Origin of the sequence: Arthrobacter nitrophenolicus (genome assembly GCF_000332815.1) — a bacterium.
Classification (GTDB): Bacteria; Actinomycetota; Actinomycetes; order Actinomycetales; family Micrococcaceae; genus Arthrobacter; species Arthrobacter nitrophenolicus.
Window position 1 is genome coordinate 1 of sequence record NZ_AOFD01000024.1, and the last position, 26,482, is coordinate 26,482.

A 26,482-nucleotide genomic window follows, 5' to 3' on the forward strand; every position below is an offset into this window, starting at 1 on the left:
GCGGCGCTGGAACAGGCGGGCCTGGCGCCCGCCGGTTCCGCCGCCGTCGTCGCGTCCGCCGCAGAACCGGGCCGCTACAAGGCCGCCGATATCGCGGTGCGCGCCCAGGGCGGCGGCAACCCTGTCATCCCGCTGCTGGCGGACCTCCGCCGGCACGTGGCGGCGCTGGATACTGCGAACATCGGCGCAGTGAAGGCGGTGCACACGTCGCTGACCAGCCAGGATGTGCTGGACACGGCGCTGATGCTGCTCGCCCGCAACTCCGTGGCCGCGCTCCTCGCCGACGTGAAAGGCACGACGGCGGCGCTCGCGGCCCTGGCCGGGCAGCATGCGGACACGCTGTGCGTGGGCAGGAGCCTGACGCAGCACTCCCTGCCGTACACGTTCGGGCTCCGGGCAGCGCAGTGGTTCCACGGGCTGGCTGCCGCCGGACGGCAGCTCGCCGCGGTGGAGTTTCCGGTCCAGTTCGGCGGGGCGGCAGGCACGCTTGCCGCCGGAACGGTGCTGACCGCAGGCTCGGCGGCGACGCCCTTCAGCCTCGCCGATGCCCTGGCCGCCCAGCTGGGCCTCGCCCCCGCGGCCGCGCCCTGGCACACCAGCCGGCTGCCCATCACCTCCATCGGCAACGCCGCGGCCGCGGTACTGGACGCCTTCGGCAAGATCGCGGCGGACGTCCTGTTCCTCAGCCGGCCCGAGGTGGCAGAGGTGGCCGAACCCCGTGCCGCCGGCCGGGGTGTCTCCTCCGCCATGCCGCAGAAGCAGAACCCGGTCCTCTCGGTGCTGGTCCGCAGCACAGCCCTCCAGGCACCCAACCTGGCAGCCCAGCTCCACCTGGCGGCCGCAACCTTCAATGATGAGCGGCCGGACGGTGCATGGCACACCGAGTGGCCCGCGCTCCAGCAGCTGCTGGCCCTGGCGCTCGGCGCTGCCGGAAACATCCGGGAGCTTGCCGAAGGCCTGCAGGTCCACCCGGACGCGATGCGGCGCAACCTCGACCTGGCCGGCCCGCTGCTCCTGGCGGAGGGCGTCAGCGCCGCCGTCGCCCCGCTGCTTCCGGAGCTGGACGGCAGGAGCGGCAAGCAGCAGCTGCAGGATGTGGTGGACCAGACCCTGCAGGCACAACCGTCCGAGCAGCCGTCCGCATACCGGAAACTGCTCCGGGACGCCGTTCCCGCGGGCCTGCTGACGGACCTGCGGCTCGAGGAGCTCCTGGATCCGGCCAGCTACCTGGGCCAGTCCCGGGAAATCTCCCGCCGGATCCTCGCCGCCTACCCGGACTTTGCCTCCCCTGACCTTCCCGCTTCAGCCACCGACGCGAACGGAGCACACCGTGCTAAACCTGCCCTGAAAGCCGCATTGCTTTCACCCCAGCGCCCCCTTGGCGGGCATCCCCTCGTAGTGGTGGGTTCCTCACTGGGCACCTCCTCCATCCTCTGGAACCGTGCCGCCTCCCTGCTGGGCAACGACTACGACGTGGTGGCCTGGGACCTGCCCGGGCACGGCGTCTCACCGGCCGCCACCGAAACCTTCGACGTTTCGGACCTGGCAGAAGCCGTGGTGGACCTGGTCGATTCCATTGCCCCCGGCGAGGCCTTCCACTACGCCGGTGTTTCGCTGGGCGGTGCCACCGGCCTGCAGCTGGGCATCAAGCACGGCGAACGCCTCAAGAGCCTGTCCGTGCAGTGCAGCGGCGCCAAGCTCGGAACCCCCGAGGGATGGCTGGAACGCGCCGAAACAGTCCGCAGCCAGGGCACCCCGGTGATGATCCAGGGTTCGGCGCAGCGCTGGTTCGCACCCGGCTTCATGGACCGTGAACCGGAGGTCAGCAGCCGGCTCCTGCACGCCTCCGGGACTCCGACAGGTTCAGTTACGCGTTCTGCTGCGAGGCCCTGGCCGCCTTTGATGTCCGTGCCGGGCTGGGCAGCATCCGGGTCCCCACCCAGGTCATTGCCGGTGCGCTGGACGGTGTGGCGCCGCCGTCGATGGCCGAGGAAGTGGCGGCAGGCATCACGGCCGGGGGCGGGACCGCCACAGCCGTCACCCTGGAAGGCGTGGCGCACCTGGCGCCGGCCGAGGCCCCCGCCCACACTGCCGAGCTGATGCGCAGCCTCCTGGACTGGGCCGAATCACAGCCCGAAAAGGGAGGAAGCAAATGAGCGGGGCCGAGAGGCACGGCGTGGTCCAGCCGGACGCCACGAGCAAGGAGATCTACGACGGCGGCATGGTGGTCCGGCGTGAAGTCCTAGGCGACGCCCACGTGGACCGGGCCAACGCCAACAAGGACGAGTTCACCGACGACTTCCAGGACATGATCACCCGGATCGCGTGGGGCGGCATCTGGACCAGGCCCGGCCTGTCCCGGCAGATGCGCTCCGCCGTGACCATCACCGCCATGGTGGCGCACGGGCACTGGGAAGAACTGGCCATGCACATCCGCGCAGCCATCACCAACGGCCTGAGCCGGGACGAGATCAAGGAAATCCTGCTGCAGACCGCCATCTACTGCGGAGTGCCCTCCGCCAACACCGCCTTCAAGACCGCCCAGCAAGTGTTTCGAGAAATGGACACCACCCCATGAACCAGGCTTTTGTGTACGACGCCGTGCGCACCCCGTTCGGCAAGTTCGGCTCCGGCCTCGCCGCCGTCCGCCCGGATGACCTCGCGGCGCACGTCATCAAGGAATCGGTGAAGCGGGCTCCCGGGCTCGATCCCGAAAGGATCGACGAGGTGGTGTTCGGCAACGCCAACGGCGCGGGAGAGGAAAACCGCAACATCGCCCGGATGGGCACCCTGCTCGCCGGGCTTCCGGTCTCGATCCCCGGGACCACTGTCAACAGGCTCTGTGGCTCGTCCCTGGATGCGGCGATCATCGCATCCCGCCAGATCAACGCCGGCGACGCGGACCTGATGCTGGTGGGCGGTGCGGAGTCCATGTCCCGTGCCCCCTGGGTGCTGCCCAAGACGGAGAAGCCCTACCCGGCCGGTGACATGACCCTGGCCTCCACCACTTTGGGCTGGCGCCTGGTGAACAAGGCGATGCCGAAGGAATGGACCATCTCCCTGGGCGAGGCCACCGAGCGGCTCCGCGAGAAGTACGGGGTGACTCGTGAAGCGCAGGACGAGTTCGCGGCGAACTCCCACAACCTTTCCGCCGCCGCCTGGGACGAGGGCTTCTACGACAATCTGGTGGCCCCCGTGCCCGGCACCGACCTGGTCCGGGACGAGGGCATCCGCCCCGGGTCCTCCGCGGAGAAGCTCGCCGGCCTGAAGACGGTGTTCCGGGCCGAGGACGGCACGGTCACCGCCGGGAATGCGTCGCCGCTGTCCGACGGCGCTTCCGCGGCCTGGGTGGGCAGCGAGACTGCCGCCGGGCTGCTGGGCCTGGACCCGCTGGCCCGGATCGCGGGCCGCGGCGCGCACGCGAATGACCCGCAGTACTTTGGCTACGCCCCGGTGGAGGCGGCGAACAAGGCATTGGCGAAGGCGGGAATCAGCTGGGACCAGGTGGGCGCCGTCGAGCTTAACGAAGCGTTCGCCGCCCAGTCCCTGGCGTGCGTCAACGCCTGGGGCATCGACCACTCGGTCGTGAACCGGCACGGCGGCGCGATCGCCATGGGCCATCCGCTGGGTGCCTCCGGCACCCGGATCCTGGGCACCCTCGCCCGGTCCCTGCAGGCCTCGGGTGAACGCTGGGGCGTTGCCGCGATCTGCATCGGCGTCGGCCAGGGCCTGGCCGTCGTCCTCGAAAACGTAACTGCCGGAGTGAAGGGCTAAAGAGCGATGCTGCAATTCATTGACACTGTTGGCGAGGCCGTGGCCGGAATCAAGGACGGGTCCACGGTAATGATCGGCGGGTTCGGCAACGCCGGACAGCCGTTCGAACTGATCGACGCGCTGCTCGAGTGCGGCGCCACGGACCTGACCGTGGTGAACAACAATGCCGGCCAGGGCGACCAGGGCCTGGCGCTGCTGATCAAGGAAGGCCGGGTGCGGAAGATGATCTGCTCCTTCCCGCGGCAGTCCGATTCGTGGCACTTCGACGCCAAGTACAAGGCCGGGCAGATCGAACTGGAACTGGTGCCGCAGGGCAACCTGGCCGAGCGGATCCGTGCCGCCGGGGCAGGGATCGGCGGGTTCTTCACCCCCACCGGGTACGGCACCATGCTCGCCGAGGGCAAGGAAACCCGGATCATCGACGGCCTCGGCCACGTGTTCGAAACGCCCATCCACGCAGACGTCGCCTGATCAAAGCTCTGCAGGCGGACGGCAAGGGCAACCTGGTCTACCGCAAGACGGCCCGGAACTTCGGCCCCATCATGGCGGCCGCGGCCAAGCACACCATCGTGCAGGTCTCCGGGATCGTGCCCACCGGCAGCCTGGATCCGGAGAACATCGTGACCCCGGGCATTTACGTCAACAGCATCGTCAAAGTGGCCGGCAGCGGCACCGCTGCAGGCCCGAACCCGAAAGCGGCCTGAGATGAGCCTCACCGAAACCAGCATCAAGACCTCCGAAACAGCCCTCAGCCGCGACGACCTCGCCCGCCTGGTGGCCCGCGACATCGCCCCGGGGTCCTTCGTGAACCTCGGAATCGGCCAGCCCACCCTGGTCTCCAACTACCTCACCGAGGAACAGAACATCACGCTCCACACGGAAAACGGGATGCTGGGCATGGGCCCCGAAGCCACGGGGGACGAGATCGACGATGACCTGATCAACGCCGGCAAGATCCCCGTCACCGAACTCCCGGGCGCCTCCTACTTCCACCACGCCGACTCGTTCGCGATGATGCGCGGCGGGCACCTGGACATCTGCGTCCTGGGCGCCTTCCAGGTCTCCGTCACCGGCGACCTCGCCAACTGGCACACCGGCGCACCCGGGGCGATCCCCGCCGTCGGCGGTGCCATGGACCTCGCCACCGGCGCCAAGGACGTGTTCGTCATGATGACCCTGCTGACCCGCGAGGGCGCCTCCAAGCTCGTGGAATCGTGCACCTACCCGCTCACCGGCGTCGGCTGCGTCACCCGCGTCTACACCGACAAGGCAGTCTTCCTCACCGGACCCGGCGGCGTCACCGTCCGCGAAACCTTCGGCTGCACCCTCGAAGAACTCCAGGAACTCGTCCCCGTCCCGCTCAAGGCCGCACCCGCCGTCGCCGGCGGCTGAACCCGCGGAGGAACCTGGCTCTTCCGCCGCCATAGGATTGGGAACCATGACCACAACAGCAGCCGACGGCGGCACCCCGGCCGCCCCGCAGGCCGGCGACCAGTACGTCCAGTCGCTGGCCCGCGGGCTGGCCGTCATCCGTGCCTTCGACACAGACCACCCGCTGATGACCCTCACCGAGGTGGCAGCCCGGACCGACCTGACCCGGGCCACGGCGCGCCGGTTCCTGCACACCCTGGTGGAGCTTGGTTACGTGCGGACCGACGGGAAGACGTTCGCCCTCACGGCCAAGGTCCTGCAGCTGGGCTATGCGTACCTTTCGGGCCTGTCGCTGCCCCAGCTCGCACAGCCGTACCTGGAGGAGCTGTCCCTGAAACTGGGGGAGTCCACCTCCGCTGCGGTCCTGGACGGCACCGACATTGCCTACATCGCCCGGGTGACCACACGCCGGATCATGACCATCGGCATCACGGTGGGGACACGCTTCCCGGCGTATGCCACGTCCATGGGCCGGGTTCTTTTGGCGCACCTGCCGCCCGCTGACCTGAAGGCGTACCTGGCCGCAGCCGACATCAAGCCCCTTACCCCGCGCGCCTGGGAACCGTTCCGGAGCTGCTGGCCGTGCTGGAAACAGTCAGGGCCCAGGGCTGGTGCGTGCTGGACCAGGAGCTGGAGCTGGGCCTGATGTCGGTGGCCGCCCCCGTATATGACGGGCCCAAGGTGGTTGCGGCGGTGAACGTGTCCCTGCAGGCCCAGTCGGTGGACGCCAAGCCCGACCGGGACGCCTACCTCGCATCCGTGGCGCACGAGATCGTGGCCACGGCAAAGCTCATCTCGGCTGACCTCAGCGCCCGGAGCTAGTGCTTTTTCCTAGCGCGCTTGCGGCGGGTGTTGAAATCAAAAGAAGGGCGACGGCGGGAGTTCCCGCCGTCGCCCTTCTTTCGTCATCGCTGGGGTGGCCAGCCGCTACCTGACCGGGTTGCCCAGCTCGCGCAGTGGCGTCTTGCTGGTTTCCCGGGCCCACAGGGCACCGACCACTGCAAGGATTGACGACGCTGCGACGATCCACGCTGCCGGTCCCCAGTTGGCCTTGTCCGCCCCCACCAGGGCCGTGCCCAGCAGCGGGGTGAAACCGGCACACAGGATGCCGATCTGGAGGCCGATCGCCATTCCGGAGTAGCGGACCTTGACGTTGAAGAGTTCGGAGAACCAGGCGGGGTAGATGGCGTTGGACATGGCGTACGTGCCGGCGGTGATCAGCGTGCTGGTCAGGAAGATCATCGGGATGTTCCCGGTGGAGATCACCGAGAAGTAGACGAAGATCATGATGCCGGAGCCCAGGACGCCGGTGATGAACACCGGGCGGCGTCCAAAGCGGTCCGAGAGGTGGGCCATGAGCGGCTGGGTGCCAATGGCCAGGACGTTGCCGAGGATGCTGACCCAGAGCATGGTGGAGGCCGGGACGCCGACGGTGACGGCATAGGCGAGGCCGAAGGACTGCATGAAGGTGTTCGTCACGGTCTCGAAGGACATCAGGGCAACCTGGAAGAACTGCGCGGGGTGGGTCTTGAACATCTTCGCGAACGGAAGTTTCACCAGTTCGCCGTGGTCATGCTTTTCCTCGAAGACTTCCGGCTCGTCCAGGGAGCGCCGCACCAGGTACGCCACGATGAGCACGACGACGGAGAGCCAGAACGGGATGCGCCAGCCCCATGCCAGCCGGTCGGTTTCGCTCATGGCGGCCACGGGAAGGAAGGCGAGGGAGGCCAGCACGATGCCGGCCGAGATGCCGCTCATGGCAAAGCTTGCGAAGAAGCCGCGGCGGCCGGTAGGGGCTTCCTCCGTGGAGAGGGCGGATGCGCCGGCTGTCTCCGCGCCGGCGGAAAGTCCCTGCATCAGCCGCAGGGCAACCAGCAGGGCGGGAGCCCAGTATCCGGCGGTGTTGAAGTCGGGCAGGACGCCGATGAGGAAGGTCGCTGCGCCCATCAGCACCAGGGTCAGCACCAGGGTGTTCTTCCGGCCGATCCTGTCACCCAGGTGCCCGAAGAAGACGGCGCCGAAGGGGCGTGCCACGTAGGCCACACCGAAGGTGGCAAACGAGGCGATGAGTGCCACCGTGGGGTCTCCGGCGGGGAAGAAGATCTTGGAGAAGACCAGGGACGCCGCCGTGGCGTAGATGAAGAAGTCGTAGTACTCCAGTGCGCCGCCCAGGAACGCTGCCAGGGCCGCCTTCCTGCACGCTTGAGCTGCCGTTCTGCCTGGGCAGGTGTCTGGGCCTCGGGCCCTGCTGCGATGTTGGTCATTTGGGTGATCCTTCCACGCTGAAGGCGGTGGGTCTTTTACAGGATGTGTACGCATAGCGAACAACTGTGCGTAATGCGTTTTATATGAGCATACTAGGTGGTGAGGTGGACCACAACGGCAGAAGTGATCCCCCTCGATGCAGCCCCCCGCCTGGTCACGAAAGGCAGCACAATGCAGAACACCGCACACCCCTCCCGATTGGTCCTGATCGGATCCGCAGCATCACAGGCGATGTCGCCCGGGTTGTGGAATCCCGTCCTGGGCCGGCTTGGTACCGGCTGGACATACGAGGCGTGGGATGTGCCGCCGGACGGGGACCTGGTGTCCGTCCGGGACCGGCTGCTGGAACCCGGCATCATTGCGGCCAACGTGACAATGCCGCACAAACACTGGGCGGCGGACGCTGCCGACAATGCCACAGAGGAGGTCCTGCTGGGCGGCGCCTGCAACCTGCTGCTCCGCAGCGGGTCCACGCTCTTCGGACACAACACCGACATCATGGCGGCCCGTTCGTTACTCGGGGGAGAATTCCAGCGAAACGTTCTCCTGATGGGCGCAGGTGGGGCGGCCAGGGCAGTCCTGATCGCGCTGAAAGGCAAAGCCGGCACGGTAACCATCAGCGACAGGGACCCTCGGGCCATGGAGAAACTCCTGGGCCTGGCCAAAGAGCTGGGCATGGCAGCGCGTTCCGTGGACTGGGATGAGGCCCGGGGACTGGCTTCCGAAGCCTCCCTGCTGGTTAACGCCACCCCACTCGGAAAGAGCGTTTCGGACGGGCCGGTGTGGGGCGATGGCCCGCTTGCCCCTGACGCCGTGGTTTACGACTTCGTGTATGCCGGCCATGTCACCGCCACCATCGCACGGGCCCGCCGGCTTGGTGCGCGGTGCATCGATGGCTGGGACCACCTGTATGGGCAGGCGGTGGCGATGGTCCCCCTCCTCGGGATGGACGAACAGGCACGCGAACTGCTCGGGGAATCGCTGGTCCGGGTGCGGTCCGGAGCCTGAAGGGGGCGGCTCGAGGCCTTCCCGGCGGACACCTATATGATCGAAGCGGACCTGAAACCCGGTGCGCCGCACGGGGCGGCCAAGCGTTCGAAGAGGAGCAAAGCAGTCCATGGAGGAGCAGGCCGCCTACTTTGTTAAGTCGGTTGAGAAAGCCTTCGATGTGCTGCTGGCCTTCACGCCGGAGCATCAACGCCTGACGGTTTCGCAGGTCGCCACATTGACGGACATGACCCGGGCCTCCGCCCGGCGGTTCCTGATGACACTGGCGGACCTTGGCTACCTTCGTGCCGATGGCCCTGCATTTGAACTGACGGCCCGGTCCCTGGACATCGGCAGGTCCTTCCTGGCGGGCCTGACACTGCCCGGCGTTGCCGAGCCGCACCTCAAGGACCTGGCGGCCAGGCTCAACGAAACCACTGCCCTGTGCGTCCTGGACGGCGCCGACGTCGTTTACGTGGTGTGCGTCCCGTCCCCCCGGCTGCTGTCCGTCTCCATCACGGTCGGCACCAGGTTTCCGGCCTGGGCGACGTCCATGGGCAGGGTGCTTCTTGGCGGGTTGCCGGAACCGGAACTGCAGCAGTACCTGGAGACGGTCCAGCTGCACCGTTACACGCAGCGCTCAGTCAGCAGCATCGAGCAGCTTCGCGCTGAGGTGGATGCGGCGCGGGACCGGGGCTGGTCCATGGTGTCGGAGGAGCTGGAGGAAGGCCTGCGCGGTGTCGCGGTACCTGTCCGGCGGGGAAACGACATCGTTGCCGCCGCGAACGTGTCCCTGCAAACGCACCGGGCATCGGCCGAGGACGTGGAAAGGGCGGTTGTGCCGCAGCTCCAGGAAGCAGCCAGACGCATAGCCCTCGACTACAGCGGTCCTGTGACGGGGCATCGGCCCACACATCGAAGCGCCTAATGTAACTGTTCCCGTACAAGGCAAGCCTGCCTACTCCCGCCGGGGCGGTGCTGGCCATAGACTCAACCCAACTACGTGCAGCAGCGCCGCTCCGCGAAGCCCCGGGCCGGATCACCAGTCCCGGGACCGGATCAACCGTGGCAGCGCCGCCGCACTCGTCAGCGAGGAGAGTCGGCGGGTGAAACTGGGCATACCGCGGGAACACCGCGAGGGCGAGCGGCGCGTTGCCGCGACGCCGGAATCGGTCAAGCAACTGGCAGGCTTGGGCCTCGAAGTGCTCATAGAAGCCGGCGCCGGTGAAGCCGCGGGCCATGCCGACGACGAGTACCGCCAGGCCGGTGCCGCCGTCGTGCCCCTGCTGGTAGCGAAGGAACTCGATGTCCTGGCCCACGTCCGGCCCCTTGACCCGCATTCGGCCCTCTCCCTGAAGCCTGGGGCGGTCACCGTTGGCCTCGCCTCGCCGGCGTCCGAACTGGACACGGTGCAGGCGCTCGCGGACGGGCGCATCACCTCCTTCGCGATGGAACTGGTCCCCCGGATCTCCCGGGCGCAGTCCATGGACGCCCTCAGTTCCCAGGCCCTGGTGGCCGGCTACCGGTGCGTGCTGGAAGCGGCCATCCGGCTGCCGCACTTCTTTCCGCTCTACATGACGGCCGCCGGGACGGTGCCTCCCGCCCGGGTCCTGGTGCTGGGTGCCGGCGTGGCAGGGCTGCAGGCCATCGGCACCGCGAAACGGCTGGGCGCCCGTGTCTTCGCGAACGACATCCGCCCCGCGTCCGCCGACGAGGTCGCATCCATGGGCGGCACCTTCATCCGGCTGGACCTCGAAACGGCGGAAGCGGCCGGCGGCTACGCCCGCCAGCTCAGCAGCGACGCCGGAACCCGGCAGCGGCAGCTGCTGGCACCCCATGTGGCGCAGTCGGACGTCCTCATTACGACGGCGGCCGTCCCGGGCAGGCCCGCCCCGCTCCTGGTGACCCGGGAAATGGTGCAGGGCATGCGGCCGGGGTCTGTCGTCGTCGACCTCGCCGCCGAGTCGGGCGGCAACGTGGAGGGCGTGGTCGCCGGAGCGGATATCGCCGTCCCCACGGCCGACGGCGCAGGGCACGTGAGCCTGGTGGGGCTCAAGGACCCGGCCTCGGCGATGGCCGCGGATGCTTCCCGGCTATACGCCAAGAACGTGGCAAACCTGCTGGCGCTGATGGTCCGGGACGGCACTGTTGCCCCGGACTTCGGCGACGAGGTGCTGGCGGGCGCATGCCTGACCCACGACGGCGGGGTGCGGCACCAGCCCACAGCGGAACTGCTTGCACAGAGAATCCACGCACGGCAGGAAGGGGCACTCTGATGGACGGAATGAGCCTGCTGACCATCACGGTCCTGGCCGTGTTCGTCGGGTTCGAGGTGGTTTCCAAAGTTTCCAGCACTCTGCACACGCCGCTGATGTCCGGCGCCAACGCCATCCACGGCATCATCCTGGTGGGTGCCATTATCGTCGCCGGCCAGGCCGCCGACCCCTGGGTCCTGGCCGTCGCCTTGCTGGCGGTCGTCCTGGCCACCGCCAACCTGGTGGGCGGTTTCGTGGTCACGGACCGCATGCTGCACATGTTCCACGGCAGGAAAGACGTTGCCCGCTCCGCATCGGCGAAGGCGGAGAGCAAATGACAGTCCTCGATCCCGTCTGGACGGCGCTGCTGTACCTCGTGGCGGCCGTGTTCTTCATCCTGGCGCTGCGCGGCCTCAGCTCCCCGCGGACCGCCCGCCGTGGAAACCTCATTGGTGCACTCGGTGCCCTGATCGGCGTGATCACGGTGTTCTTGTCCGTGCGGCTGGACAACATCCCCTGGATCCTCGGCTCCATCGCGGTGGGCACCGTGGTGGCAGCCCCCGTGGCCCGCGGCGTGAAGATGACGCAGATGCCCCAGCTGGTGGCCATCTTCAACGGCGTGGGCGGCGGTGCCGCTGCCCTGGTGGCCCTCCTCGAGCTGGGCCATACGCCTGATCCCTGGGTGCGCCTTGCCATCGTGTTCACCCTCCTGGTGGGCGCCGTCTCGTTCGCCGGATCCGGCGTCACGTTTGCGAAGCTCCAGGAACTGATGACCACCCGACCCGTGGTGTTCCCCGGCCTCCCCGTGGTGATGGCTGCGGTGCTGCTCGCCTCGGTGGCGGCCGCCGTCGCCGTCGTCTTCACGGGGTCGGTGGCGCTGGCGGTGCTGCTCCTTGTGCTGGGGCTGGCAGCCGGCGTCCTGCTGGTGCTGCCTGTAGGCGGCGCCGACGTCCCGATCGTGATTTCGCTCCTGAACGCCTTCACCGGCCTGGCCGTCGCCGCGTCCGGCGTGGTGCTCGGCAACGTCCTCCTGGTGGTGGCGGGCACCCTGGTGGGCGCCTCGGGCACCATCCTCACCCGCGCCATGGCGGCAGCGATGGGCCGCAGCGTGGCCGGTATCCTCTTCGGTGCCTTCCGGGGAGGCTCGACGGCGGGGTCCACGGCCGTGAGCGAGCGTCCCGTCCGGTCCTCCAGCCCCGAGGACGTGGCCGTGCTCCTGGGCTACGCGCAGCGCGTGATCATTGTTCCCGGGTACGGGCTGGCGGTGGCGCAGGGACAGCACACCGCCGCGGAGCTGGCTGCCGCCCTGGAAGCCCGGGGCATCGACGTCGCTTTCGCCATCCACCCCGTGGCAGGGCGGATGCCGGGGCACATGAACGTGCTCCTGGCCGAGGCCAACGTCCCGTACGAGTCGTTGAAGGAAATGGGGGAGATCAATCCAGAGTTCAAAACCGCGGACGTGGCGCTGGTGGTGGGCGCCAACGACGTGGTGAACCCGGCAGCCAAGACCTCCTCCGGCTCGCCGATCTACGGTATGCCCATCCTGGAGGTGGCCGAGGCGCGGCAGGTGGTGTTCCTCAAGCGCTCCATGCGGCCGGGTTTCGCCGGGATCGAGAATGAACTGCTCTACCAGCCGCAGACGTCCCTGCTTTTCGGCGATGCGAAGGACTCGCTGGCACAGGTGCTGGGAGCCGTGAAGGCGCTGTAGCTACCGGGTGGTTGCGTACCTGCTCCGAACCCTGCCCGGGGCAGGCTACTCTTCTTTCAGAAGTAGCCTTCCAATTGCCACCAAAGGACACCATGACTGCCAACAGCACCGCCGCCCCCCAGCGCGCAGCCATCATCATCAATCCGGCGAAGACGGTGGACGTGGATGTGAAGGAGCTTGCAGCCCGGCACGCGGCGGAAAACGGCTGGGGCGAGACGATGTGGTTCGAGACCACCAAGGAGGACCCGGGCGTGGGACAGGCCAAGGAAGCCCTCGCCCAGGGAGCCGACATTGTGATCGCCGGCGGCGGTGATGGAACGGTCCGGTGCGTCGCCGAAGTCCTGTCCGGCGGGGACGTGCCGATGGGCCTGCTGCCCCTGGGTACGGGGAACCTGCTGGCACGCAACCTGGGCATGGACGTCACGGACTACGACGGCGCCATGGCCGGTGCCCTCGCCGGAACAGAGCGGAAGATCGATGTGGTCCGGGCCCGTCGCAGCGACCCCGACCTGGAGCAGCTCTTCCTGGTGATGGCGGGCGTCGGCTACGACGCCACCATCATGGCGGACACTGACGAGGACCTGAAGCACAAGGTGGGATGGCTGGCCTACGTGGACGCCGGCATCCGCAACCTGCCCGGCAAGCCGGTCAAGGCCACCGTGGTGATCGACGGCAAGCGGGTGGTCCACCGCGGCGTGCGCAGCGTGATGGTGGGCAACTGCGGCAAGGTCCAGGGCGGGCTGGAGATCTTCCCGGAGGCCAAGGTGGACGACGGCCTGCTGGATATCGCCGTCCTGGCGCCGCACCAGGGCCGGCTGGGCTGGCTGTCCGTGCTCGCCGGCATCATCGGCAAGGGCCGCGGCAAGGACACCGCCGTGGAGTACTTCCAGGGCAAGTCCGTGGAGATCACCCTGGAGCACAAGGACGACTACCAGCTGGACGGCGACCACGAGGGCCAGGGCAAGCATGTGCTGATGACCATGGACCCGGGTGCCCTGACCCTCCGCATGTAGCCGTTCCTAGGCCAGCAGCCTGCCCCACCGCGGCTCCAGCAGCGGCGCGCCCGCGAGCTTCAGGGCATGCCAGAGCGTCACCGCCACGGAGTCCAGCACGGCAACGCCGGTGCTGTCCTCGATTTCCGCCGTGATGTTGGCCCCGTACAGGTTCGTGCAGAGGTAGATCAGGGCATCGGGGGCAGCCGCTGCCAGTTCCCGTGAACCGGGCAGCATCTCATCGTCGGTGACCCGGGCAAAGGACTCGTTGTCGCTGAGGCCCAAGGCCCGGTGGTCCATGGTCTTGATCCCTTCCCGCTCATACGAGGCGATGATTTGGCGGTTCACGTCCTCCGTGTACGGGGTGAACAGCGCCATCCGCTCCGTGCCGGACGTCCGGAAGGCTTCGAGGTAGGCCAGGGTGGAAGTGGTGGCGGGGATGCCGGTGGCATCGGTGATTTCCGCCACGAGTTCCCGGTCGTGGTCTGAACCCAGCCAGGAACCGGATGTGCCGTTCCAAGCGATGACGTCCACGTCCGCCGTCGCAAGGAGCCTGGCGGCCTCGCGCATGACTGCCGGGTCGAACTGCCGGTCGGAAGAGTCATCCAGGGCGATCCTGGTGACCGGGATACGGGTGAAGTGGACGGTGACGTCGGTACGATTTCCCAGGATCCGGTAGGTCTGGGGCTCCAGGCACGTGTTGGAGGACGGCACGATCATGCCGATCCTGCGTGGCCGGGTGGTCGATGGCATGGTTGCTCCTAAAAGGCTGCGGCGTGGGCAACGCCGGCGGTGGTGGCGGACTGGTGCTGGCGGAAGCCGTTGCGGGCAAGGAAGCGGCCGGCGGCGCCGGGATCGTGGAATCCCTGGCCGTCCAGCACCACGCGGCCACCGGAAACAACGACGGCGGGCCAGCCGGCCAGCACGTCTCCGTGGAAGGGTGAAAAGTCCGTTCCCATATGCAGGTTTGCGCCGTCTACGGTGCGTTCCTCGGCGGGGTCGAAGATGACCAGGTCGGCGTCGAACCCTTCGGCGATGCGGCCTTTTCCGGGCACGGCGTTGATCCGCGCCGGGCCGGCGGAGAAGGCCTCCACGAAGTCCTCCACGCTGGCGCCGGCACCGGTCATTGCAGTGAAGGTGACGGGCATCCTGGTCTCTACGCCGGGCAGGCCGTGCGGCATGGCGCGGACGTCGTCGGTCCGTTCGCGCTTTTGGGAGAGGTCGTAGCAGGAGTGGTCCGAGGACATGGTGTGGATGGCCCCGGTGGCCAGCCGTTCCCTGAGCGCGGCCACCGTCCGGGCGCTGCGCATGGGCGGGCAGCAGGCGAACCACTCCGGGAAGGCCGAGCCGTAGACGGAATCGTCCAGGGTGACGTAATGCGGGCAGGTTTCTGAGAAGGCCTCAAGCCCGCGGGACCGCGCATCGGAAACCAGGTCCACGGCCCCGGGCGTGGACTGGTGAACGAAGTACACCGGGGCGCCGGTGTACTCGGCCATGGCCAGGGTTTCCTTGACCGAGGTCTCTTCGGCCAGTTCGGGCCGGGTCCGGTGCAGGTGCCCGATGCCGATCCGGCCGTCCTGTGCGTGCTGTTCCGTGCAGTCAGCGATGATGGGGTCGTGCTCGGCGTGGATGTAGGTAAGGCCGTCCAGCCGGACCATCTCGCGCATGACCTTGAGGATGGTGTCCCCGTCGGCCATGGTGGTGCCGCGGTTGGTGGTGTACATCTTCACCGAACGCACCCCCTCGGCGGCGAGTTGCTCCAGCTGCCACGGCACGGTTTCGTTCCAGCTGATCACGGCGCCGTGGAGGGCGACGTCGCACCGGGATTCGGTGGCCAGCTCCTTCTTGTGCAGGACGGCGGCGAGCGGGGTTTCCTGGGCATCCCGTGGAATTCCGAAGTCGATGATGGTGGTGGTGCCGCCCCACAGGGCGGCGGTGGACGTGGTGCGGTAGTCGTCCAGGGTGCGGAAGCGTCCCGTCACCTGGGCGACATGGCAGTGGCCGTCCACGCCGCCGGGTATCACCAGCCTCCCGGCGGCATCAATGGTCCGTAGGGCGGCAGGCGCAGGGCGGGCGGCGTCGGCAAGGTCGGTGACCAGGCCGTCCCGGACCACGATATGGGCGGCCCGGCGCCCGTCACTGTTGACCACGGTGGCGTTGGAAATGACAAGGTCTGGCTGCTGGGACATCGGTGTCCTCCTTCGGGGAAAGCTGCTGGTTCAGGCGGTGGGCAGCGCGGGCACTGCGCTGTCCTGGGCCGCAGCAAGGGCGGCGTCGAGGTTCGGGCTGAGGCCGGCGCGGGCCTTCCCGGGCGGCGGGGCGAAGGCGCCGGCACGGTGCGGACCGGACCCGAGTCCAGCTACCGCCTCGGCCATCCGGATTCCGGCGGAGATTCCGTCCACCACGGGAACCGGGATCTGCCCCTTCAGGTCGCGGGCGAGCCCGGCGAGTGGGGCTCCTGCGAGGATGACGACGTCGGCGCCGTCCTCCGTGACGGCCTGCCGGCTCAGTGCCATGAGGGTTTCCTTGAAGTCCTGCTGGACCGAGCCGATGCTCTTCAGGGACTCGTTGATCGAGCGGATGGACGCCAGCCGTCCGCCGAGGCCGAACCGCTCCACGCAGTCCAGGTACCAGGGTTTGATCCGGTCCGAGATGGCGATAATGGAAAAGCGGTGCCCCTGCAGCGCCGCTGCGCAAAGTGCGGCTTCGGTGATGCCGATGACGGGGACGCCGGCCAGTTCCTTCAGCGCGGGCATGCCGGGATCGCCGAAGGCCGCCACCACCACGGCATCCACGGGTTCGGCGCCGGGGAGGGTGTGCGCGGCAATAATTTCAGCCACGGCGCCGGCGGCCACGAGGGATTCAAAGCGGGTCTCGATGTATTCCATGCCGTAGGCGGCAGTGCGGACCACCAGTTCGGTGCCTGGCGCAGCGGAGCGCAGTGCCTCGGTTTCGATCAGGGCTGTGACATCGTCGCTGATGTTGGGGTTGATGACCAGGAGTCGCATTATCTCTTCCGGTGAAGTTGGGGTTCGGTTTTTTGGAAGTCTTCCGGGAATTGCTCCCGGTACTTTCCGATGTGGGACGCCGATTGTGCCGCGGCACGGTCGGGGTCGCCGCTGGCAATCGCGGCATAGAGTTCGCGGTGTTCCCGGATCAGCTCCGGCAGGTCGCTCACGTGGCGGAACAGCCAGTGCATCCGGCCCTGCAGGGGCTCAAGTGCTGACTTGAGGAAGTTGTTGTCGGCGATGCCGGTGATGGCATCGTGGAATTCGCTGTTGGCACGGTGGGCCTCCATCACGGCGCCCTTGGCGAGGAAACTCTCCGCGTTGTCCAGCAGCCCCTTCAGGTAGGCAAGGTCTTTCGCGGTGGCCCGCACGGCGGCAAGCCGGCAGGCCAGGACTTCGAGGGACTGGCGGACATCGAAGAGGTCCTCCACGTCCTTGGGGCTCAGGGTGCTGACTTCTGCCCCCCGTGCGCCCCGGTCGCTGATCAGCCCCTCCTGGCGGAGCATCCGCAGTGCTTCGCGCACAGGGAGCCTGGAGACGGAGAATTCGGCCGCGAGGTCCCGTTCCACCAGCCGCGTGCCGGGAGGGTAGTGTCCTTCGAAAATCCGGGTGCGGAGCGTGTCCCGGACAGCCTCGCGCAGCGGGCGTTCTTTGTCCTGGGTGTCTTCTGCGGTCAGCATGGTGCTCCATTCGGATTCTTGGTGGACACGGCTCCCGGCAGCGGGAACGCGGATCAGGTGTTGCCTTGGATGGCTAGCTTAGACAGGAAGCCGCTTGTTGTAGTTCAGCGTCAGCACGGAGGCGCCCATGACGATCGCCGAGCCCACGAAGTAGAGCAGCGCCCAGGTGTAGGAGCCTGTGGCGCCCACGATCAGTCCGACGGCGATGGGAGTGACGAAGCCGGAGATATTGCCGCTGAAATTCATCGCCCCGCCCAGGACGCCCGCGTTGGTGCGTCCGCCCAGGATGGAGGGGATGCTCCAGAACAGGCCCACCCAGCGCAGGAAGAACATAACCAGCGAAAGTAGGACGACGGCGGTGGTGGGGTCAGCGACCAGCGTGACGCCGACCAGGCCGCCAATGACCACGGCGCTGGAGATGCCCAGCAGGGTCCGCATGACGCGGTTTGCCGACGCACCGGAGGCCCGCCACTTGTCGGCGATGGTGCCGCCGATGATTTCGCCCACGAACCCTGCGCCGAAGATCACGAAGGTGGACCAGCCGATGGTCTTCAAATCGAAGCCCTTTGCCTGCGCCAGGTAGAGGGGTCCCCAGGTCAGCAGGCCGTAGAACACGCCGTTGAAGCCCAGCCATCCAAAGCACATGGCCCAGAAGGAACGGAACTTGAGGTACGGGAGCAATGCGCGCTTGCCCTGGCTGCCATCCAGCTTCGCCTCGGCATCTTCGGCGGCGTGGGAGGCTTCAATGTAGCGGCTTCGGCCTCATTGACTCCGCGGTGCTCGCGGGGATTGTCGCGGATGTACCACCAGACGGCCAGGCCCATGAGGACCGTGGCGGCACCGGCGATCACGAATGCCCAGCGCCAGCTGCCGGTGGACGCGATCAGCCCGGCAATGATGATGCCGCCGAGCCCGGCACCCAGCGGAGCGCCGGCGTCGAGGATGGTGGCACCGCGGCCGCGTTCCGACTTGTGCATCCAGATGGCGTTGAGCTTTCCACCGGCTGGCATCACTCCGGCCTCGGTCACGCCAATGCCCATCCGGGCAATGAACATGCTGAGGAATCCGCCGGCCATGCCGGAGGCGGCTGTGGCCGCGCCCCAGCCGACACAGGAGGCGGTCATGACCTTGCGGGGACCGAACTTGTCGATCAGCCAGCCAACCGGAATCTGCATCAGTGCGTAAGTCCAGAAGAAGGCGGACAGCAGGAGGCCCACCAGTTCAGGAGCGAGGTTGAACTCCTTTTGGATGATGGGGAGGGCAACCGAGATGGAGCCCCGGTCAATGTAGTTGACGGCAACGAGGACCAGCAGCAGGAGGAAGAGCTTCCAGCGGACTGCTGTGCGCCGTTGCACGCCGTCCTTGCTGGATTCGACCGGTGCCTGGTCTATGGGTGTATCGACGGCGGATGCCGCCGTTGTTTCAGTGTTTGGGATGGACACAGCTTCTCCTTCACGGGGAAGTTTACGGATGGGGAAAGTGCGGGGATGTGCGCGGTCCGCCCTGCAGCGGCGGGTTCCGCAAAACTAATGGAAACGCGTGGGTCGCGATCCGGAGCGCCGGGATGGTTCTTTGGGATCCCAATTTGGGATCCCAAAACAACGGTAGGAGTGACCCCGACCACTGTCAAGGATTTTCGTGAACTCTGCCCGGGCAGCCTCTTGAAAACGGATTGTGACCGGCATTGGCCAGTCGTTAAGGGCTACTGGGGCGCGGCGGGGTTCCGGTGCGCCAGGATTTCCGCGAGCTCTGCCAGCCGGTGGGCCCGGGCGGATTCCGCCGGCGTAAAGGGCTCGCCGGGCCGGGCGAAGGTGATGGGGCCGTGCCACGCGGTGGGGATCTTAAGCCGGGTGCCGGCGTCGTCCGCGGCGTGGGCCGCGGCCTCCTCGGCGGGGGTGAGGATCCGGGCCCGCAGCAGCTCCGCAACGGCAAGCGGAAGTTCATCGGGCGCATCCGCGATCCGCGCCGCAAGGCTCAGAGCCCGGGTCTGGCCGTCGGCCATGGCCAGGCTGGTGGTCGGCCACACCTGCGGGGCGGAACCGCCCCCATCCAGCAGGGCGTCCAGGAGCTCGCGCTCGCCGATGCCGCCGGGTGCGGCAAGCACAAACTCGTCCAGGACGCCGCCGGGCACCGGATGCACGTGGATGCTCAGAATGTTGGTGCCCGTCCGGGCCAGCGCCTTGGTCACCCGCTGCAGCGAGCCGGGTTCATCATGCAGGACGGTACGTGCCCGCCACAGCGCCGGTGCCTTGCCGAGCTTCCTGCGCAGCCGCAGCGCCGGGGCGTGCAGCCAGCCGCGCAGGATCCTGCTGGCCGAGGGTTCCGCCACCCAGATCACCAGGACAGTGGCGGTGACCGTCAGGACCAGCACCTTTGCCAGGTACGGAAGCTCGGTGCCCACCACCAGGGCATGCACCAGGAGTTCGATTGGAAGCATCACGGCGACGTTTGCCAAGGTCAGCCGCGCCTTGGTCGGTTCAGGCATCAGGCCGCAGACTTCACAGCTCAGTTCGGCCGCGGGGGAGTTCCGTGCAGGGGGCTTCATGGCACAAGCATCACCGGCCGCTGTTTCAGCCGCGTTGCCTCCGCGTTCCATTCAAGGGAAAGCGCCGGGTGGTTTCCGGGGCCCGCCCCGTAGGATTTAGCAGGAACGTCAGCGCGGCCGCCCGTTAGATACCTCCTCCCGGAACCTGCAGGAAAGGCGCCACTGTCCCCGTGAAGATGCTCGCTGAAATGTTCAGCATTGCCCCCGGCAACAAGGACCACCACCCTGCCCTAAGGTGCGCCACCGGGGTCTTTGTTCCACTGCTTACGCTGGTGCTCCTGGGGCGGCTGGACCTGGCGATCTTCGCTTCCTTCGGTGCCTTCACCGGGATTTATGGCCGGGGTGAACCCCATGGAGTCCGCTTCGCGCTGCAGCTGCGGGCCGGCCTGCTCATGCTGCTGGTGATCCTCCTGGCCTCGCTGGCCGCGAGGATGCAGGCGGCGTGGGGGCTGGACGACGCGACCACCACCTGGCTCCTGGTGCTTGCCACCACCGTCGTGGCAGGCGCCTGCTCGGTGGCGATTTCCTGGTTCCGGCTGCGGCCAGCGGGCTCCCTGTTCCACATCTTCGCCTTCGCCGCCATCGCGTCCATTCCCAACCAGCCCCCGCTGTGGCAGGGGATGCTCGTCTCGGTCCTCACCACGGTGCTGTGCCTGCTGATCGGGTTCTCCGCCCGGATCCTGCCCAGCCACCGCACCCCGTGGACCCGCCCCCGGCCCATCCGGCGGACCCCCGACGAAAAGCGCACGGCCTGGCTGGAAGGCCTCGGATACCTGGTGGCTGCCGGACTCGCCGGATCGCTCGCCACCTGGGCCGGCGAACGGCTGGGGTTCGGCCACAACTACTGGGCCATGGTGGCCGCCGTTGTTCCCCTGGTGGGGCACACCACCCGGCACCGGATCCGCCGCGGCATCCAAAGGATCGTTGGCACCGTGCTGGGCCTGGTGATCCTGGCCGGCATCGTGCTCCTGGACCTGCAGCCGTGGCAGACGGTACTTGTCATGGCACTGTGCCAGTTCGGCGCGGAGATGTTCATCATCCGCCAGTACCTGCTGGCCCAGGTCTTCGTGACACCGCTTGCCCTGATCTCCACGCTCCTGGTGGTCCCGTCCTCGCCCGCCATCCTGCTCCGCGACCGCATCATCGAGACGGTGATCGGAGCCGCCGTCGGCATTGCCGTGGTGCTGGCCCCGGGTGCCTGGCGGCGTTTCCGGGAACGCACGACGGCGGGCTGACGGCCTTCCGGCTGCGCGGTACGCTGGGTGCCGGGACCATTCAACGGAAGCTGGTGCGGCGTGGCGAACTCGAGGTCCGGCGACTCGGTGGTGGACCGGATCGTCCGGCTGATCTCGGCCTTTCCCCAGGATGTCAGCACCCTCCAGCTGTCCGAGCTCGCGGCCCGGGCCGGGCTGCCGCTGACCACCGCGCACCGCCTGGTGCGGCAGCTTGCGGAACACGACCTGCTGGAAACCGCGCCCGGAGGCATGGTCCGGCCGGGCGTGCGCCTATGGGAGCTGGTGAACAGGACCTCGCCAACCTGGCTCTGCGGGAGGCGGCCATGCCGTTTATGGAGGACATCCAGCAGGTCCTGAACCAGAACGTGAACCTGGCGGTGCTGGACGGCTGGGAGGCATTGTTCGTCGAAAGGCTTTCGCGGCGCGGGTCGGTGGCAAACCGGGCCCAGGTGGCCGGGCGGATGCCCGTCCACATCACGTCTGCCGGGCTGGCGCTGATGGCGCACCAGGACAAGGCCCTGCAGGCGCAGTACCTTGACCAGTTCAGCGACCCCGACGGCAAGGTCACCGTGGACGCCCTGCGCGGGCTGCTCGGCGAAACAGCCCGCCAGGGCTTCGCCCAGCTGAAGGGCGTGGTGGATCCGGACACCTGGGGCATCGCCGTCCCCGTGCTCAACCGCCGGCAGCGTGCGGTGGCCTCACTCGGCGTCGTGGTTCCCTGCGGGAGATGCGCCTGCAGGCCCTGGTTCCGGCCCTGCAGACGGCGGCCCGTGGTATCGCCCGCGGGCTGGGCGACTCCTGACTGATCCCATTCAACGGAATTGCTGTTACGGCCGTCACCCCTCCTGCCCCACACTGGGTGCCAGAGCCCAAAACCCGAGAAACCCAGAACGCCGGCACCGCATCGCGGGCCCCGCAATGAAGCGAGACGAACCATGGCAACACGCAAGATCATCTCCACCCAGGTGGCCATCATGGGGGCAGGCCCGGCCGGCTCATGCTCTCCCACCTGCTGGCGAAGGCCGGCATCGACTCTACTGTGATCGAGGTCCGCAGCCATCAGGAGATTTCGGAGACGGTCCGCGCCGGCATCCTCGAACACGGCACCGTGAACCTGTTGGTGGACAGCGGCGTCTCGGACCGCGTCCTGCGCAAGGGGGACCGGCACGACGGCATCGAGCTGCGGTTCAACGGCGAGAGCCACCGCATCGACTTCAAGGACCTGGTGGGCGAGTCCGTCTGGCTCTACCCGCAGACGGACGTCTTCACGGACCTCGCCGCCCGCAGGAAGGCCGACGGCGGCGACGTCCGCTACAGCGTCACGGACACCTCCGTCCACGATCTTGAGGGCAGGCCGAAGGTCTGGTTCACCGACGCCGACGGTGTGGAGTCCGAGATCCAGTCCGACTTCCTGGTGGGCGCTGACGGTTCCCGCAGCCACTGCAGGTTCCAGATCCCGGAAGCGCACCGCAAGTGGTACTTCCACGAGTACCCCTTCGCCTGGTTCGGCATCCTGGCCGAGGCCCCGCGCAGCTCCGACGAACTGATCTACGCCAACTCCGCCAACGGTTTCGCCCTGATCAGCCAGCGCACCGAGACGGTGCAGCGGATGTACTTCCAGTGCGACCCCAGGGAAAACGTCGCCGAGTGGGACGATGACCGGATCTGGGCCGAGTTCCGCAGCCGGGTGAACGGCAACGGTTTCGAGCTCAAGGAGGGGCCGGTCATCGAAAAGATGGTCCTGCCCTTCCGCAGCTTCGTCCATACCCCCATGCGCCACGGCAACCTGTTCCTGGCCGGCGACGCCGCGCACACGGTCCCGCCCACCGGGGCCAAAGGCCTGAACCTGGCGATCCACGACGTCAAGGTCCTTTTTGAGGGGCTGGACAGCCACTACAACGCCGGTTCCGGCCGCCTCCTCGAGACCTACAGCGACCGTGCGCTGGAGCGGGTCTGGAAGGCACAGCAGTTCTCCTACTGGATGACCACCATGCTCCACACGCCCGCCGACGCGGACGACTTCTCCCGCGCCCGCCAGCTGGGTGAGCTCAACTCGGTGGTGTCATCCCGCCACGGCATGGCCTACCTCGCCGAGGCGTATACCGGCTGGCCGGGCGCGCGCTAGCCGATCAGGCGCCGGATGGCGTCCGCGACGGCGGCCACGTCCGGCTCGTCGTCGCGCCTGACGGTCAGCAGGTGGAGCAGGAGCCCGTCGCCATAGTCCGCCACGTCCCGCGCCCGCGCGGCTGGGTCAGCGACGCCCATCGCCGCCAGCATCTGTTCCAGTCCGCCCACCAGGAGCTGGTGCCCGGCCGTCACGGCCTCCGGGTGGTCCAGGGAAAGGGCCATCCGGGCGCGGGTCAGCCCGGTGTGCTGCCGGGCCAGGGCCAGCACCATTGCGGCGAGTTGTCCGGCAAGTTCCTTGATGTTCGACGGCGGGCCGGCGGGACCGTGGTCCCGCAGGAGCTCGGCGTCCAGCTGCAGCAGACGGTCCAGCACGCCGTCAACCAGGGCTGCCCGGTTGCGGTAGTAGTTGGACGTTGTTCCTTCGGCCAGTCCCGCCGTTGCATCAACTGCCCGGTGCGTGAGGCCCTTCATTCCCTTGTCCGCCACCACGGCCAGTGCGGCATCGAGTAATTGGGTGCGGCGGTCCGGCATAAAGCCAGTCTAGTAACCCGTTCCCCAATTACTACAAAAGTAGTAGAGTCTGCCCATGGAGACCATCTCGATCGTGGGAGGCGGCATCGCGGGGCTCGCGCTCGCCGCAGGCCTGGACCAGAGCAGGTTCAGCGTCACTGTCTATGAGAAGCGGCCCGAACTGCCGGCTGTGGGCACAGCTCTAGGTATGTGGCCCAATGCCCAGCGGGCCCTGGCCCGGCTGGGGATCCTTGACGCGGCACGCGCCCGCCATCCGCCGGGTGCTGGCGGCGGCAACTCCGGAGGACATCCTGGTGCAGCGCCTCTGGACCACCCCGCGCCTTGGCACTTTCGTCCGCGGCAACGTGGTCCTTTTGGGGGACGCTGCCCACGCCATGTTTCCCACGCTTGGCCGGGGCGCCTGTGAATCGCTCGTGGATGCCGTGACGCTGGCCGATCTCCTTAACACGCGCCCGCGGGAGGAGGCTCTGCAGGCTTACGACAGGCAGCGCCGGCTGCGCACCCGTGCCCTGAGCGTGGCCTCCGCGGCGCTCCTGCGCGTTGCCCTGGCCGATAATGCCCAGCCCCTCCGGGACCGCCTGCTCAACCTGGCGCGGAGGCGGAACGGAAGGGCCGCCGTCGGGAGCGGCACAGCGGCCTGATCAGCGCACGGGCGCGGCCGGAGGCTTGCTGTCCTCCCCGGAGGCGGACGCGGCCGCGGGCGGCGGCACTGCCGCAGACGACGCCGGAGGCACTGCAGGCAGGCGCTTCTTCCCCGCTCCCTGGCGGCCGGACCGGCCGTACACCAGGTACATCGTGATGCCGGTAATCACCATCAGGAGCACCGTGTAGACGAAGGTGTTGGCGATCCCTTCCACGCCTTCTGCGCCGTCGGTGTTGGCCTTGATGACCAGGCCCAGCGGCTGGACCAGCGGGTGCGCCAGGAAGATGGCGGTGTCATAGTCGTCCAGCAGGCTGTTGAAGTTCAGCGCGGTGATGGCGGCGGCCGCGGGAAGCACCAGCGGCAGGAGGATCCGGCGGAACACGTAGAGTGTCCTGGCCCCCATGATGGCTGCGGCTTCCTCCAGCGAGGAGTTCACCGACGCGAAGGATGCCTTGAGCATGCGCAGGGTGAAGGGGATCTTCACCGTGACGAACGCGATCAGCAGGATCACCGTGGTTCCGGTGAGCACGGCGCCGCCCACCAGCGGATTGGGGTGGTCGTAGCTGATGATGAGGCCCAGGGCCAGCAGCGCCGACGGGAGGATCCAGGGGATGTGGAGCAGGTACTCGAACGCTGAAGACACCCAGTTCCGGTACTTCTGGAGCAGCCGGGCCACGAACAGCAGGCCGCCGACGGCGATGAGGGCAGCCAGCGCGCTGTACACAACGCTGACGATAAAGGGCCGCAGCCCGGACTGCTCAGTCAGGACACGGACGTAATTATCCAGGGTCAGGTTCGCCAGGGAGAGCTGGCCGGTCTGGATGGCGGCGCCGTCGGCGAAGGAATACAGCACGATGAGCAGCACCGGAAGGGTGTACACCGCAAACAGCAGGTAGGCCACCACATGGACGGCGGCGTTCGCCAGCGGGTTGCCGATCTGCTGCTTCTGCAGCGCCGAGGACACTTTGGACACCGAAAAGTACGTGCCGCCCTTCTCCAGGCGGGTCATGACGGCCAGCATCAAGACCGTCGCCAGGCCCAGGATCACGGCCAGCAGTGCGGCAAGGTCACGGGAGGTGGGGCTGTTGGTGAACGTGAGGATCATCGGGGTGATGGTCTGGAAGTCCCGTCCGCCCAGCACCTGAGGGGCACTCAGCGCCCAGGCCGGTGAGGAAGGACAGGATGGTCACCGCGAACAGCGTGGGCTTGAGCATGGGAAGCACGATGCGCCGCAGGATGGTCCAGGTGGAGGCGCCAAGGTTCCGTGCTGCCTCGATGGTCTGGTAGTCCACGCCCTTCAGGGCGTTGGCCACGAACAGCATGTGGTTGGTGGTGGTGGCAAAGGTCATGACCACCAGGACGGCAAAGAACCCGGAAAACCACGCCGGGTCCATGCCCGGAAACACCTTCACCAGCAGCGAGGTGACGATGCCCTTGTCGCCGTAGATGAACTTGTACCCGGCGGCCAGCACGATGCCGCCGTAGATGAACGTTGAGGCGTAGCCAGGAAGAGGATCCGCGAACCCCGGATCCGGAAGTAGTGGGTCACCAGGACGATGAAGATGCCCACCACATTGACGGTGATGGACAGTGCCACCGCCAGGAGGAAGCTGTTGCCCAGCGCCTTCATGGCCCGCTGCGACGAGAACAGCTTTTCCGCCGCCCGCCCGGAGAAGCTGCCGTCCGGAAAGAAGGTGGCCATCAGGACGTTCACATTGGGCCAGACGAGGAACGCGGCAATGAACCATGTGAGCACCACGCCCACCACCAGCACGAACGGGGAGCGGGCCATGCCGCGGACGGATGTGCTGCTCATGGCAGGGCTACCGCAGGATCCTGCTGCCGCAGGGCAACCCCCGTTTCCGGGTGGTACTGCAGGACGTGGGCAGGTTGGAGGTAGATGGTGGTTTCGGTCCCGGCTTCGGGGTGTGCTCCGCCGTCCTCCCGCACCAGCAGGCGGATGTCCGCGCCGTGGCTGCGCACCACGTACCGGCTGTGCAGGCCGTGGTAGGTGCGGGACAGCACCTTTCCGGACATCCCGACGCCGGCGCCCCCATTGCCGGGAGCGTCCAGGGACGCCTTTTCCACCCGCAGGTAGGACCTGGCGTCCGTGCTGAGCCCGGCCCCTGACAGCCGGTTCAGCTCCGCGACAAACTCCGGTGTCAGGGCCGAGCTGTCACCAATGAAGTTGCAGACGAACTCGGTGGCGGCATGGTCGTAGATCTCCTGCGGCGTCCCCACCTGTTCAACCACGCCCTTGTTGAACACTGCCACCCGGTCGCTCATCGCCAGTGCCTCGTC

Annotated in this window: 21 protein-coding genes and 7 pseudogenes; 17 read left to right on the forward strand and 11 right to left on the reverse strand. The window is 67.7% G+C overall.

What is annotated here, in order from left to right; genetic code table 11:
• The 7 genes and pseudogenes from G205_RS10315 to G205_RS10340 form a co-directional block, all read left to right on the forward strand.
• Positions 1–1,332: pseudogene (locus G205_RS10315) on the forward strand (lyase family protein); the annotation flags it as partial.
• Positions 1,333–1,401: 69 nt separating this feature from the next.
• Complete coding sequence (locus tag G205_RS21085; RefSeq protein WP_338058411.1) at positions 1,402–2,100, forward strand: alpha/beta fold hydrolase; 699 nt, start codon at positions 1,402–1,404, stop codon at positions 2,098–2,100.
• Positions 2,101–2,152: 52 nt separating this feature from the next.
• Positions 2,153–2,578 (forward strand): 4-carboxymuconolactone decarboxylase, encoded by a 426-nt coding sequence (gene pcaC / locus G205_RS10320; RefSeq protein ID WP_009357905.1) that lies wholly within the window; start codon positions 2,153–2,155, stop codon positions 2,576–2,578.
• Positions 2,575–3,774 carry a thiolase family protein gene (locus G205_RS10325; RefSeq protein WP_009357906.1) on the forward strand — a complete coding sequence of 400 codons (1,200 nt, stop codon included), beginning with the start codon at positions 2,575–2,577 and terminating at the stop codon, positions 3,772–3,774. Before pcaC ends, G205_RS10325 begins: the two co-directional genes overlap by 4 nt.
• Before the next feature lie 6 nt (positions 3,775–3,780).
• A pseudogene (locus G205_RS10330) lies at positions 3,781–4,478 on the forward strand (3-oxoacid CoA-transferase subunit A).
• 1 nt (position 4,479) lies between these two features.
• Positions 4,480–5,166: a 3-oxoacid CoA-transferase subunit B gene (locus tag G205_RS10335; RefSeq protein ID WP_009357907.1), complete on the forward strand. Its 687-nt coding sequence runs from the start codon at positions 4,480–4,482 to the stop codon at positions 5,164–5,166.
• 46 nt (positions 5,167–5,212) lie between these two features.
• Positions 5,213–6,027, forward strand: a pseudogene (locus G205_RS10340) (IclR family transcriptional regulator domain-containing protein).
• A 105-nt stretch (positions 6,028–6,132) separates the two neighbouring features.
• Here G205_RS10340 and G205_RS10345 read toward each other — a convergent pair.
• Positions 6,133–7,524: an MFS transporter gene (locus G205_RS10345; RefSeq protein WP_152419563.1), complete on the reverse strand. Its 1,392-nt coding sequence runs from the start codon at positions 7,522–7,524 to the stop codon at positions 6,133–6,135.
• A gap of 117 nt (positions 7,525–7,641) precedes the next feature.
• Between G205_RS10345 and G205_RS10350 the strand changes: the two genes are divergently transcribed.
• From G205_RS10350 to G205_RS10375, 6 genes are all read left to right on the forward strand, one after another.
• Positions 7,642–8,478: a shikimate dehydrogenase family protein gene (locus tag G205_RS10350; RefSeq protein ID WP_152419564.1), complete on the forward strand. Its 837-nt coding sequence runs from the start codon at positions 7,642–7,644 to the stop codon at positions 8,476–8,478.
• A 109-nt stretch (positions 8,479–8,587) separates the two neighbouring features.
• The gene (locus G205_RS10355; RefSeq protein WP_009357910.1) at positions 8,588–9,385 is read left to right on the forward strand and encodes an IclR family transcriptional regulator domain-containing protein; all 798 of its coding nucleotides are present in this window, start codon (positions 8,588–8,590) and stop codon (positions 9,383–9,385) included.
• Positions 9,386–9,563: 178 nt separating this feature from the next.
• A complete protein-coding gene (locus G205_RS10360) occupies positions 9,564–10,733 on the forward strand; it encodes a Re/Si-specific NAD(P)(+) transhydrogenase subunit alpha (RefSeq protein ID WP_009357911.1) in 1,170 nt (389 codons plus the stop codon).
• Positions 10,733–11,050: an NAD(P) transhydrogenase subunit alpha part 2 gene (locus tag G205_RS10365; protein WP_009357912.1), complete on the forward strand. Its 318-nt coding sequence runs from the start codon at positions 10,733–10,735 to the stop codon at positions 11,048–11,050. The genes G205_RS10360 and G205_RS10365 overlap by 1 nt, the downstream gene beginning before the upstream one ends.
• The gene (locus G205_RS10370) at positions 11,047–12,420 is read left to right on the forward strand and encodes an NAD(P)(+) transhydrogenase (Re/Si-specific) subunit beta (RefSeq protein WP_009357913.1); all 1,374 of its coding nucleotides are present in this window, start codon (positions 11,047–11,049) and stop codon (positions 12,418–12,420) included. Before G205_RS10365 ends, G205_RS10370 begins: the two co-directional genes overlap by 4 nt.
• A gap of 92 nt (positions 12,421–12,512) precedes the next feature.
• A complete protein-coding gene (locus G205_RS10375) occupies positions 12,513–13,433 on the forward strand; it encodes a diacylglycerol/lipid kinase family protein (RefSeq protein WP_009357914.1) in 921 nt (306 codons plus the stop codon).
• A gap of 6 nt (positions 13,434–13,439) precedes the next feature.
• Here G205_RS10375 and G205_RS10380 read toward each other — a convergent pair whose 3' ends face one another.
• The 7 genes from G205_RS10380 to G205_RS10405 form a co-directional block, all read right to left on the reverse strand.
• A complete protein-coding gene (locus G205_RS10380; protein WP_035752708.1) occupies positions 13,440–14,165 on the reverse strand; it encodes a maleate cis-trans isomerase family protein in 726 nt (241 codons plus the stop codon).
• A gap of 8 nt (positions 14,166–14,173) precedes the next feature.
• Positions 14,174–15,601, reverse strand: a complete 1,428-nt coding sequence (locus G205_RS10385; RefSeq protein ID WP_009357916.1) for an amidohydrolase family protein — start codon at positions 15,599–15,601, stop codon at positions 14,174–14,176.
• 30 nt (positions 15,602–15,631) lie between these two features.
• On the reverse strand, positions 15,632–16,420 hold the full coding sequence (locus G205_RS10390) for an aspartate/glutamate racemase family protein (RefSeq protein ID WP_009357917.1): 789 nt from the start codon (positions 16,418–16,420) through the stop codon (positions 15,632–15,634).
• A complete protein-coding gene (locus G205_RS10395) occupies positions 16,420–17,100 on the reverse strand; it encodes a GntR family transcriptional regulator (RefSeq protein ID WP_009357918.1) in 681 nt (226 codons plus the stop codon). The genes G205_RS10390 and G205_RS10395 overlap by 1 nt, the downstream gene beginning before the upstream one ends.
• A 78-nt stretch (positions 17,101–17,178) precedes the next feature.
• Complete coding sequence (locus G205_RS22740; protein ID WP_235046858.1) at positions 17,179–17,745, reverse strand: MFS transporter; 567 nt, start codon at positions 17,743–17,745, stop codon at positions 17,179–17,181.
• Positions 17,697–18,542, reverse strand: a complete 846-nt coding sequence (locus G205_RS22745; RefSeq protein WP_235046859.1) for an MFS transporter — start codon at positions 18,540–18,542, stop codon at positions 17,697–17,699. The genes G205_RS22740 and G205_RS22745 overlap by 49 nt, the downstream gene beginning before the upstream one ends.
• A 260-nt stretch (positions 18,543–18,802) precedes the next feature.
• Positions 18,803–19,645, reverse strand: a complete 843-nt coding sequence (locus tag G205_RS10405) for an ACT domain-containing protein (protein ID WP_009357919.1) — start codon at positions 19,643–19,645, stop codon at positions 18,803–18,805.
• A 170-nt stretch (positions 19,646–19,815) separates the two neighbouring features.
• Here G205_RS10405 and G205_RS10410 point away from each other — a divergent pair, with 170 nt between their 5' ends.
• From G205_RS10410 to G205_RS10420, 3 genes and pseudogenes are all read left to right on the forward strand, one after another.
• Positions 19,816–20,880: an FUSC family protein gene (locus tag G205_RS10410; RefSeq protein ID WP_009357920.1), complete on the forward strand. Its 1,065-nt coding sequence runs from the start codon at positions 19,816–19,818 to the stop codon at positions 20,878–20,880.
• 60 nt (positions 20,881–20,940) lie between these two features.
• Positions 20,941–21,682, forward strand: a pseudogene (locus G205_RS10415) (IclR family transcriptional regulator).
• A gap of 133 nt (positions 21,683–21,815) precedes the next feature.
• Positions 21,816–23,005: pseudogene (locus G205_RS10420) on the forward strand (4-hydroxybenzoate 3-monooxygenase).
• On the opposite strand, the gene G205_RS10425 reads toward G205_RS10420, so the two are convergent.
• Positions 23,002–23,538: a TetR/AcrR family transcriptional regulator gene (locus G205_RS10425; RefSeq protein ID WP_009357922.1), complete on the reverse strand. Its 537-nt coding sequence runs from the start codon at positions 23,536–23,538 to the stop codon at positions 23,002–23,004. The pseudogene G205_RS10420 and the gene G205_RS10425 sit on opposite strands and share 4 nt — an antisense overlap.
• A gap of 55 nt (positions 23,539–23,593) precedes the next feature.
• On the opposite strand from G205_RS10425, the pseudogene G205_RS10430 reads away from it, so the two are divergent.
• Positions 23,594–24,179 (forward strand): annotated as a pseudogene (locus G205_RS10430) (FAD-dependent oxidoreductase).
• Here the strand turns inward: G205_RS10430 and G205_RS10435 are convergent.
• A pseudogene (locus G205_RS10435) lies at positions 24,180–25,997 on the reverse strand (ABC transporter permease).
• On the reverse strand, positions 25,994–26,467 hold the full coding sequence (locus tag G205_RS24020; protein WP_420874309.1) for a TOBE domain-containing protein: 474 nt from the start codon (positions 26,465–26,467) through the stop codon (positions 25,994–25,996). The pseudogene G205_RS10435 and the gene G205_RS24020 overlap by 4 nt, the downstream one beginning before the upstream one ends.
• Between the last annotated feature and the right edge of the window lie 15 nt (positions 26,468–26,482).